Annotated in this window: 4 protein-coding genes and 1 pseudogene; 3 read left to right on the plus strand and 2 right to left on the minus strand. The window is 54.9% G+C overall.

The window, feature by feature from the left end:
- Nucleotides 1–11: 11 nt before the first annotated feature.
- Entirely contained in the window at nt 12–812 is an 801-nt protein-coding gene (locus Q0L39_RS10515) for a MerR family transcriptional regulator (RefSeq protein WP_296629007.1), read from the minus strand.
- A gap of 14 nt (nt 813–826) precedes the next feature.
- Nucleotides 827–1558 carry a heparan-alpha-glucosaminide N-acetyltransferase gene (locus Q0L39_RS10520; RefSeq protein ID WP_296629010.1) on the minus strand — a complete coding sequence of 244 codons (732 nt, stop codon included), beginning with the start codon at nt 1556–1558 and terminating at the stop codon, nt 827–829.
- Nucleotides 1559–1801: 243 nt separating this feature from the next.
- Between Q0L39_RS10520 and Q0L39_RS10525 the strand changes: the two are divergent.
- From Q0L39_RS10525 to Q0L39_RS10535, 3 genes and pseudogenes are all read left to right on the plus strand, one after another.
- Nucleotides 1802–2521 (plus strand): annotated as a pseudogene (locus Q0L39_RS10525) (ABC transporter ATP-binding protein); the annotation flags it as partial.
- 335 nt (nt 2522–2856) lie between these two features.
- Nucleotides 2857–4755 (plus strand): hypothetical protein, encoded by a 1899-nt coding sequence (locus Q0L39_RS10530; protein WP_296629012.1) that lies wholly within the window; start codon nt 2857–2859, stop codon nt 4753–4755.
- Nucleotides 4742–5098 (plus strand): ABC transporter permease (locus Q0L39_RS10535; protein ID WP_296629013.1); only part of this gene is annotated, 357 nt, incomplete at its 3' end. The genes Q0L39_RS10530 and Q0L39_RS10535, both read left to right, overlap by 14 nt.

Below are 5098 nucleotides of genomic sequence, written 5' to 3' on the forward strand. Positions count from 1 at the left end.
TTTTTTGCGCTCTATTTTAATTGGATGAACAGCTCGGCGTAGTAGTGGTCGAGGTTTGTGTAGGAGATCATCGGAATCTCGATCATCAAAAGCCGGTCGCTCAGTGAGAGACCTCGCCTGCGCGCACAGTCGAGCATCGCCAAGACGTCCTGCTCCTGCAATTCTGCCTTTGGCAGCCGCACCACACTGTGCAGCGCCCGCACACCGTCCAGCTGTTTTTCCCGCTGCTGAGTACCCAGCTCGGCGGTGATGCGGCAGTCCATCAGCAGCATGGTGCGCTGCTGGATCAGCTGGACGCTGTCCTTGTCCGAACCGAGCAAAAACTCCCGCGCCAGCTGGCAGAAGATGAAGTGGTCGTGGTCCATGTCGCTGACCTGCCGCAGATAGCCTTCCAGACTGTCCTGCCGCTGTTCGAACAGGATGTCGCAGGCGGGAAAGTCCACCACGTCCATCTCCTGACCCTGTTCGCAGATGCGGCGGGCGATCGCTTCGACGTGCTCGATGCGTCCCAGCATCTGCTGTTCATAGCGGATGCGCCGCTGTGTTTCCAGCCGCTTTTGCTCGAGCAGCCCGAGTAGCTGGTTTTCGTCGCTGTCCTGATAGATGCTGCTGATCTGGCTGATGCTCATGCCAAGACTGCGGTAGTAGCTGACGTCCAACAGCTCCATCACCTGATGGAGGGTATAGATGCGGTAGCGGTTGTCGGGGTTAATCTGCGGATGCACCAAGCCCTTTTTCTCATAAAAGCGCACGGCGTCGATGCCAAGTCCCAGCATCTGCGCCACCTGCGAGATGGTAAACTGCTGTTTCAATCCGGTTCTCCTTTCTATGCAAAGATCAGCCACAGCACAAGATACAGCACCGGCTGATGGAACAGATAGATCCACAGGCTGTTCCTGCCCAAAAAGGCAAGCGGTCGGCAGTGGCTGCGGTAAAAGCACGACGGCAGTTTCAAACGCGAGGAAAATAACCCTGCCCAGAACAAAAACAGATAGGGCAGCAGCGGGAAAAAGTCCGCCGAGGCAAAGTCCTGATTGTAAAAACCGAGGAAGCACAGCCAGTTGGTGCGGTAGAGAAGGCGCGGCAGCTGTACCGACAGCGTCGGACTAACGCCGATCCAGCCCGACTGCACATGGTAGGTAAGCCAGAACAGCACCAGTCCCGCTGCCACACCGATAAGCGGCTTCATACGTGCAAAGGCGCGGCGGCAGGGAATGCTCACCAGCACTGCCACGCCCAGAAAGTGCAGCAGACCAAACACGATGAGCTGGTCGGGCATGACAACGGCGGTCACCACCGTAAAGAGCATGCCCAGTATAAACAGCCGCAGTCCGCGCCGCAGATTGTTTTTGGAATAGGAGCAGCAGGCTCCCGCCACAAAGATAAAGACGCCGCAGATGCACAGTTGCCAAAGGGAAGCTGCCGGCGAGAAAAACCACTGCATCCCGCCCACACCAAACAGCACCGCCAGATCGTAGCACAGATGGTAGAGGAGCATGCTGAGAATGCTCACGCCGCGCAGCTCGTCAAAGAGAATCACTCTGGATTTGTTTTCCAATCTTTCCTTCCTCCTGCAAAACAGTTTGTCAGCGTTATCATAGCATATTTTTCTATTTTTCACAATCCGGCTTTGAACAGGACAGGGCGGAAAAATGGCTTATTTTCACCAGTTTTTCAAAATGCTGCACTTTGGTTTCTTAAATTTTTTTGGACGGATTTTTAATAATGTAGAAAAGTCAATGGAATCGCTTTGGATACCTTGACAGGTGTAGACTGTTATGCTATCCTGTTTTTGTATTCGATGGCAAAAGGAGGAAATGACCGCGTGGGAGCGATTATCAAAATCGAAAATCTGTATAAGGTCTACCCGATTGGTAAGGAAAAGGTCGTCGCTCTGGGCGGCCTCAATCTGGAGATCGAAAAGGGCCAGATCTGCTGCATCCTGGGCACCTCCGGTTCGGGAAAATCCACCCTCTTAAACCAGCTGGCAGGATTGGAAAAACCGACCAAGGGCAGGGTGCTGATCGGCGGCGTCAACATCTCGGCACTGAACGAAGGACAGCTTGCCAGGTTTCGCCAACAGAACATTGGCTTTATCTTTCAGTCCTATAACCTCCTGCAGTCATACAGCGCGCTGGAAAACGTCGCCATGCCGCTGATGTTCCGTGGCATCGGCAAAGGACTGCGCAACCGCCGCGCCAAGGTGATCCTCAAACAGGTGGGACTGGGCAAGCGCATGTACCACAAGCCCGCCCAGATGTCCGGCGGTCAGCAGCAGCGCGTCGGCATCGCCCGCGCCTTTGTGGCAAAGCCGAAGATCGTCTTTGCCGACGAGCCGACCGGCAACCTGGACACCAAGACCACCCGCGAGGTCATGGAGCTGATGGTGGCACTGTGCCGCAAGCATCAGCAGACGCTGGTGCTGGTCACCCACGACCGCGAGCTTGCGCTCTATGCCGACCGCATCATCACGCTGATCGACGGCAAGGTGGTGGACGACCGTCCCAACCAGTCGATCGCGCTCAGTGCCCAGCAGGGAGCGCAAAACGGCGAGAATCTCAGTGAGGTGGTCGATACCCTGCTGCCGGACGAGCTTCAACAAAATGAGGACGCAGGAGAGGACGAAAAGCAGAGCGGCGAAAATCTCAGCGAGGTGGTCGATACCCTGCTGCCGGATGAGCTTCAGCAAAACGAGCAAGCAGCAGAGGACGCAAAGTCAAGTAAACCACCGGCGCAGACCCAGCAGGATAAAAAAGAGGAAACAGCGCAGCCAATCGGGCAGGAGGAGACGCCTGACAGCCTGCATCCACAGCCAAAGCCGCAGTCAAATTTGGAAAAGGAAGATGAGGAGAAACAATGAAACAGAAAAAGTTTGTTCGCGCAGTCTGCCTGCTGATGGCAGTGCTGATGATTCTGGGCGTGATGAGCAGCCTGCTGACCACCATGGCAAGCGCTGCCACGACCAAAACCACAGTCAAAAAGACGGTACATACTGCAAGGCAGCCCGACCTGACCTTCTATGACCTGAAGGGCGAGCTGATCGGAACCTTTTCCAACACGGCAAGTTCCAACCTGATCGGCTTTACCTCGTCGAGGGTCATCTACACCGACAGTGAAGGCAACGACGTCGAAACTAACTACGGCCGCGTGGATGTCACTTTGCATCTGTGCGACGGCACCGGCAAATATTCGACCATGACCTCCACCCGCGAAAATTCCTACTATTTAAAATATAACATGGGTTCCTCCACAGGTGAGGCGTTTTCCAACCGCATCACCTGCTCGAAGGGAACAAACGACACCATCAATCTGGACATCCAGCTGCCAAGCGTGGTGTTCCGCGATTCCAATGAGATGAAGATGAACCTGCTGTTCCAGGTGCCATACACCAAGACGGTCAGCGGCAAAAAACAGAGCTACGTCAAAAACCAGACCGCAGCGCTGAGCTTTACCTTCTCCAAGGCAAAGCTGGACACCGAACTGAGCAAATCCAGCAGCAGCACCATCGACCAAAACGGCAACGTCACCACCGATAAGGACAAGGACGAAAACAACAAGCTGACCCTCAAGCGCTATAACGCCGAGGGAACGCTCCTCAATCAGCCGGCGCCGGCAAGCAACGACAATACCAACAACAATACCGGCGACAACACCAATAACGGTGACAATACCGGCGATAATACCAACAACGGCAATACCGGCGACAACTCCACCGGAGGCAATGGAAGCTACGGCGACTCCAATACTCCTGGCGGTGGAGGCGGAGGAACAACCACTCCTCCAAACAACAACGGCGACAATAACAACAATGGCGGTGACAACAACACTCCGACCACACCGGACTTTGAAACACCATACCTGCTGCTGCAGGAATATTCGACCGGTGGACAGGACCAGATCGCCGCAGGCAGCGAGTTTGCGCTGAGCTTTACCGTGATGAACACCAGCCAGCAGGTGGACATGGAAAACATCATCCTCAAGGTGGCTCCTGGAGAGGGACTGCAGATCGTGGACAGCACCAACGTCTTTTACCTGCCGATTATCAATAAGTCCAGCACCTATCAGACCTCGGTCAACATCGCAGTGCTGCCAAATGCCGAAGCAACCTCTCATCCGGTGGACATCAGCTTCACCTATGAATATGTCATCAATGGCGCCCGTCAGAAGGGCGAGATGACCCAGCAGATCTCGGTGCAGACGCTCCAGCCGGACCGCTTCAGCGCCGACCCGATCGCAGACCTGCTGGAGAGCAGCGTCGGCGAGGAAATCTATATCACCGGCAAATATGTCAACAAGAGCCGCGGCGACATCTACAATCTGTCGGCAACGCTGGTCGGCGACTTTAACGGCGCAGGCAAGGTAGAACACATCGGCAACGTAGCGGCCGGTGCATCGGGCGACGTGGAGTTTTCCTTCACACCGGACACTGCCGGTCCGCTCAACGGCCAGATCGCGTACAGCTATGAGGATGCTGCCGGCAATGTTAACACCGTCAACATCCCGTTTTCCACCAATATTTTGGAGGCGCCTACCGACGATATGATGACCGGCATGGATATGGGCATGGACATGGGTATGATGGAGGAGCCTCCGGCCGAAGAACCTGGGCTGCTCGACAAGCTCAAGGATCCTGCCAGCTGGCAGATGTGGGCAGCGATCAGCGGCATCGTTGTGGTAGTACTGCTTGTTGTGAGAACCACCCTCAAGCGCCGGAAAGCTGCGGCAGAATTCGAGGACGACGATGAGAATATCTGATTTAATTTCCATGACGCTGCGAAACCTTCTGCGCCGCAAAGCCAGAACTTTTCTGACAATGACCGGCGTTGTAGTGGGTACCTGTGCCATCGTGGTGATGATCTCGCTGGGTCTTGCCATGACCGAAGCGATGGAACAGTCGCTGGCACAGATGGGCGACCTGACCCAGATCACCATTCAAAACTACGGCAGTTCCTCCGAAAAACCAAAGCTCAACGATGACGCGCTCACCCAGATTTCCAAAATCGAGGGCGTGGTCGCGGTCACACCGTTTGCCAATGCTCCCGATATGAGCATCAATCTGTATGCAGGCAGAAAAGATAAATATCGTTTGAGCATGTAT

The organism is uncultured Negativibacillus sp., from assembly GCF_944388365.1.
Classification (GTDB): domain Bacteria; phylum Bacillota; class Clostridia; order Oscillospirales; family Ruminococcaceae; genus Negativibacillus.